At 60.4% G+C, this 4939-nt stretch carries 5 protein-coding genes and 1 pseudogene; 2 read left to right on the top strand and 4 right to left on the bottom strand.

What is annotated here, in order from left to right:
• Nucleotides 1-254: hypothetical protein (locus tag AAFO90_RS23925; RefSeq protein ID WP_347511057.1), on the top strand; the 254-nt coding region annotated here is incomplete at its 5' end.
• A gap of 71 nt (nt 255-325) precedes the next feature.
• Here the strand turns inward: AAFO90_RS23925 and tdh are convergent.
• From tdh to AAFO90_RS23910, 3 genes are all read right to left on the bottom strand, one after another.
• Nucleotides 326-1381 (bottom strand): L-threonine 3-dehydrogenase, encoded by a 1056-nt coding sequence (gene tdh, locus AAFO90_RS23920; protein ID WP_347511056.1) that lies wholly within the window; start codon nt 1379-1381, stop codon nt 326-328.
• Nucleotides 1378-2565: a glycine C-acetyltransferase gene (locus AAFO90_RS23915; RefSeq protein WP_347511055.1), complete on the bottom strand. Its 1188-nt coding sequence runs from the start codon at nt 2563-2565 to the stop codon at nt 1378-1380. The genes tdh and AAFO90_RS23915 overlap by 4 nt, the downstream gene beginning before the upstream one ends.
• Before the next feature lie 229 nt (nt 2566-2794).
• Nucleotides 2795-3361, bottom strand: coding sequence for an XRE family transcriptional regulator (locus tag AAFO90_RS23910; RefSeq protein WP_347511054.1), 567 nt, complete (start codon nt 3359-3361; stop codon nt 2795-2797).
• A 108-nt stretch (nt 3362-3469) separates the two neighbouring features.
• On the opposite strand from AAFO90_RS23910, the gene AAFO90_RS23905 reads away from it, so the two are divergent.
• The gene (locus tag AAFO90_RS23905; RefSeq protein ID WP_347511053.1) at nt 3470-4645 is read left to right on the top strand and encodes an acetyl-CoA C-acyltransferase family protein; all 1176 of its coding nucleotides are present in this window, start codon (nt 3470-3472) and stop codon (nt 4643-4645) included.
• A gap of 187 nt (nt 4646-4832) precedes the next feature.
• Here AAFO90_RS23905 and AAFO90_RS23900 read toward each other — a convergent pair.
• Nucleotides 4833-4939, bottom strand: a pseudogene (locus tag AAFO90_RS23900) (IS5/IS1182 family transposase); the annotation flags it as partial.

Here is a 4939-nt window from a genome sequence, read left to right as displayed (position 1 = left end):
GGGCGCAAGGCGGACCCAGACCTCATCTGTCAACACAAACCGCTCTTCGTTCATTCAAACCTCCATTTTGGAAGCTTGAATCAGATTTCAGCCAGCTTGGGAATCCTGAATGTCCACAGACCCTAATGGTGAACTGTGGCTGGACGCTACTTTACGAGTTTTATTCTGTTTTTCTTCTCGGTTCTGGGATGACATGTTTTAGCGCCAGTCACGCCAATTTATCGCGCTTGACCAGATTGCAAACCGCCCCTTGATAGGGCGGTTTTTTGTTGTTTTATTGGGTATTGCGCATGATTTTGGGCGTTGTTCTCTCCGCGCCGTTTGGTCAGGTCCAGTCTAGAATTACCTTGCCGCACCGACCGGATTTCATGGTGGAAAATCCATCTTTGAACGAATCTATTCCGAATCGGTTTGTGATGATTTCCGAGATATCGAGGCCGTTTTGCAGCATGGCGATCATCTTGTACCAGGTCTCGAAAATCTCGCGCCCGTAGACCCCTTTCAGGGTGATCGCCTTGAAAACGATGCGGCTCCAGTCGACCGGGGATTTTCCGGGCGGAATGCCAAGAAGCGCGATCTTGCCGCCCATCACCAGTGCTTCGATCATCTGATCAAGCGCGGATTGGTTTCCTGACATCTCAAGCCCGACATCAAAGCCCTGGGTCATGCCCAGTTCCGCGATGACGTCTTGCAAGTCTTCCTGAGCCACGTTCACGGCACGGACATCCGCGACCTTTTCGGCAAGGGCCAGCCGCGCTGGGTTCACATCGGTGATCGCCACATGGCGCGCACCAACGTGGCGGGCAACCGCTGCGGCCATGATGCCGATAGGTCCGGCGCCGGTGATCAGCACGTCCTCCCCCACCAGATCAAAGCTGAGCACGGTGTGAACCGCATTGCCCAGAGGGTCCAGAATCGCGCCGATGTCATCCGGGATTTCTTCCGGCAAAGGCACCACGTTAAAGGCGGGCAGGCGCAGATACTCGGCAAAGGCACCCTGTTCGTTGACGCCGATGCCGCGGGTTTCGGGATCCAGATGGAACTTGCCAGCCCGCCACTGGCGCGAGTGATGGCCGATCAGATGCCCTTCGCCCGAGCAGCGTTGACCAATCTTCAGATCCGTCACGTTGCTGCCAAGCTCGACGATCTCCCCGGCGAACTCATGCCCGGTGATCAGCGGGACGGGCACAGTGCGCTGGGCCCAGTCGTCCCAGTTCCAGATATGCAGATCGGTGCCGCAGATGCCGGTCTTGTTGATCTTGATCAGCACATCATCCGCGCCGATCTCGGGCACCGGGGCCTCGACCATCCAGAGGCCCTCTTCGGGTCTGGATTTCTCCAGGGCCTTCATGGTGTTCGGTATCCTGTCAGGCCGTGTCATGAGATCACTCCCAGCGATTTGCCCACCTTGCCAAAGGCGGCAAGGGCGCGGGTCAGTTCTTCTTGCGTCAGGACCGCATTCATCTGGGTGCGGATACGCGCCTGGCCGCGCGGCACCACCGGGAAGAAGAAGCCAGAGACATAGACGCCTTCGTCAAAAAGCTGCGCCGCCATGTCCTGCGCCAGCTGCGCCTCGCCCAGCATCACCGGCACGATGGGATGCTCGCCCGGCAATAGATCAAAGCCTAGGCTTTCCAGCCCCGCGCGCCAGAACCGGGTATTCTCGAACAGGCGTGTGCGCAGGTCCGCGCCCTGTTCGACAAGGTTCAGCGCCTCGATCCCGGCAGCAACGATGGAGGGCGGCAGCGAATTGGAGAACAGATAGGGCCGCGCCCGCTGCCGCAGCAGGTCGATCACTGGCTGCGGCCCGGCGATATAACCGCCAATGGCCCCCCCAAGTGCTTTGCCCAAAGTTCCCGTCAGAATGTCCACATCGACACCGAAATGATCCGGCGTCCCGGCGCCATGCGGCCCCATGAACCCCGTGGCGTGGCAATCGTCCACCATCACCACGGCGTCGTATTTATCCGCCAGCGCGCGGATTTCGGGTAGTTTGGCCAGGTAGCCATCCATCGAAAAGACGCCATCGGTGGCGATCATGATATGGCGCGCGCCGTCCTCGCGGGCCTGTTTCAGCCAGGCCTCCAGATCATTCATGTCACTGTTGAGGTAGCGATAGCGTTTCGCCTTGCACAGGCGCACCCCGTCGATGATCGACGCATGGTTGAGGCTGTCTGAGATGATCGCATCCTCGGGGCCGAGCAGAGGTTCGAACAGCCCGCCATTGGCATCAAAACAGGCGGCAAAGAGGATGGCGTCATCCTTGTTCAGGAACTTTGCCAGCTTCTGCTCCAAGTCGCGGTGGATGTCCTGCGTGCCGCAGATGAAGCGGACCGAGGCCATACCGAACCCCTTGTCATCCATGACATTGCAGGCGGCGGAGATCAGATCGGGGTGATCCGCCAGTCCCAGATAGTTGTTGGCGCAGAGGTTGATGACCTCGCGGTCGCCCACCGTGATTTCGCCCCCCTGTGGGGAGGTAATCATTCGTTCCCGCTTGGTCAGACCTTCGGCTTCGATCGCTTCCAGGGTCTTGGCGATATCTGTCAAAAAGGCATTGGACATGGGGAATCTCCTTCTACGTCGGAAGTGTGTCTACCATAACGGATTTGATTCCCAAATAGGGGAAATTCTTAATGACGGAAAAATATCCGTGAAACTGGAATTTTGGAGTGAGATTGCATTGGAATCTAATGACCGGATGGCATCGATGTGCTCAGCGCCCGCCGTGGGGTGGGCAGGGGCGTGCTTGCCGCATGCGCGACCGGCCAACAGGATCGGTTCCGGATCGGGTTCAGCCGTTCTTGACGATCAGAAAGACCCGCGCGGCTCCGTCCGGCGCGGTGATGTTGTGGGGGATATCGGCTGCATAGCGTGCGGTGTCCCCTGCGTGCAGCCGCATCCGGGCGCTGCCCGATGTGACAGTGATGTCGCCCTCCAGCACCGTCAGATGCTCGGCCGTGCCGCGCCCGTGCGGCTGGCTGTCCAGCGCGCCGCCGGTTTCGAACAGAATGTCGTAAACCTCGTGCCCGCCTGCGTCCTCGGGCGGTGACAAGATGCGGATCCGGCAGCCTTGCCCCATATTGTCGATGGTGGGCACATCACCGTCGCGCAGCACCTCGATCCGGTCCGCTTTGTCAGCGGCGTCCAGTAGCCCGGCAAAATCCACCTGCAAGGCGCGCGTCAGGTTCCATAAGGTGGCAATCGTGGGGCTGGATTCACCGCGCTCAATCTGGCTGACCATGGAGCGCGAGACGCCCGACAGGTTCGCCACGGCTTCTAGGCTTAGGCCCTTGGCGCGGCGGGCCTCTTTCAGGCGCGATGGCAGTAATGTCAGGATATCGTCTGTGTTTTCCGGCATAACGGAACCGTGCGGTTTGCGTCTTGATTTGTCAATGACGGTACGTTTGACAAGACAGCGGATGCTGCATCTGCATAATGCGCGCAACTGACTCGTGAGGAGAGAAAAATGACCGATATCGTGATCCTGGACGGCGCCCGGACCGCCATTGGCACCTTTGGTGGCGCTTTGGCGAACACTGCCCCCATCGACCTGGCCACCGTGGCTTCCAAGGCGGCGCTGGAGCGTTCGGGCGTGGCCCCGGAACAGATCGGCCACGTGGTCTTTGGCCATGTGATCAACACTGAACCGCGCGATATGTACCTGTCCCGTGTCGCAGCAATGCAGGCAGGCATTCCCAACGGCACCCCGGCGATGAACGTGAACCGCCTGTGCGGATCGGGTGCGCAGGCCATCGTGTCGGGTATCCAGTCGCTGATGCTGGGGGATGCGGATTACGCCCTGACCGGCGGCGCCGAGAACATGTCGCGCAGCCCCTTCATCACGCCGTCGGCGCGCTGGGGTCAGAAGATGGGCGATGTGAAATCGCTGGACATGATGCTGGGCGCGCTCAGCTGCCCCTTTGGCACCGGCCACATGGGGGTCACGGCGGAAAACGTGGCGGATGAACACGGCGTCACCCGCGAACAGATGGATGAATTCGCGCTGACCAGCCAGACCCGCGCCGCGGCAGCGATCGAGGCGGGATATTTCGCCAGCCAGATCGTGCCGGTTGAGGTCAAGGTCAAGCGCGACATGGTGCCGTTTGAGGTGGACGAACACCCCAAGGCAACCTCGATGGAGGCGCTGGCCGGTCTGCGTCCGGTGTTCCAGAAGGATGGCCGTGTGACCGCGGGCAACGCCTCGGGCATCAATGATGGTGCAGCGGCGTTGGTTATGGCGCGGGCCGAGGCCGCCGAAAAGGCGGGTCTCACGCCCAAGGCGCGGGTGGTTGGATACGCCCATGCCGGTGTGCGCCCCGAGGTGATGGGCATCGGCCCGGTGCCCGCGGTGCAGAACCTGCTGAAGAAAACCGGCCTCAAGGCGAGCGATTTCGACGTGATCGAATCCAACGAAGCCTTTGCCGCGCAGGCGCTGGCGGTGAACAAGGAGTTGGGCCTTGATCCGGCCAAGGTGAATCCCAACGGCGGTGCCATCGCACTGGGCCACCCGGTTGGCGCCACCGGCGCGTTGATCACCATCAAGACGCTGTATGAACTGGAGCGCACTGGCGGCAAGCTGGGCCTCATCACCATGTGCATCGGCGGCGGTCAGGGCATCGCCCTGGCGATCGAACGTCTCTGATAAGCGATAACTGGCGCGTGTGGCAGGTCCACGCGCGCCGGGTTTCAGGGGGCAGACCTCCAACAGGAGGGCGAATCCGCGCGGGAGACCTTGTTCTTGCTTGCCGCGGTCAGCCTGCAAATACTGCTGTGCTGCTTTTGGTCGTTTCTGCTGATATTGATTTACCTCAACTAGGGTCTGTGGACATTCATCGTGAGGCGATGATGGCAGCCGCGAGATGCCAATTGGCGGCGTAGCTGGACGTTGTCTTTTCGTAGCGGGTCGCTATGGCTCTGAATTCCTTGATCTTTGCGA

The organism is Phaeobacter sp. CAU 1743 (assembly GCF_039839315.1).
Lineage (GTDB): Bacteria > Pseudomonadota > Alphaproteobacteria > Rhodobacterales > Rhodobacteraceae > Phycobacter > Phycobacter gallaeciensis_A.
The sequence above is the reverse complement of the archived record's forward strand: the minus strand, read 5'-3'. Positions and strand labels throughout refer to the sequence as shown.

Bases quoted from the DNA above. Each gene is read 5' to 3' on its own strand.
- tdh (WP_347511056.1), bottom strand. From the start codon at position 1,381: ATGACACGGCCTGACAGGATACCGAACACCATGAAGGCCCTGGAGAAA.
- AAFO90_RS23910 (WP_347511054.1), bottom strand. From the start codon at position 3,361: ATGCCGGAAAACACAGACGATATCCTGACATTACTGCCATCGCGCCTG.
- AAFO90_RS23905 (WP_347511053.1), top strand. From the start codon at position 3,470: ATGACCGATATCGTGATCCTGGACGGCGCCCGGACCGCCATTGGCACC.
- AAFO90_RS23915 (WP_347511055.1), bottom strand. From the start codon at position 2,565: ATGTCCAATGCCTTTTTGACAGATATCGCCAAGACCCTGGAAGCGATC.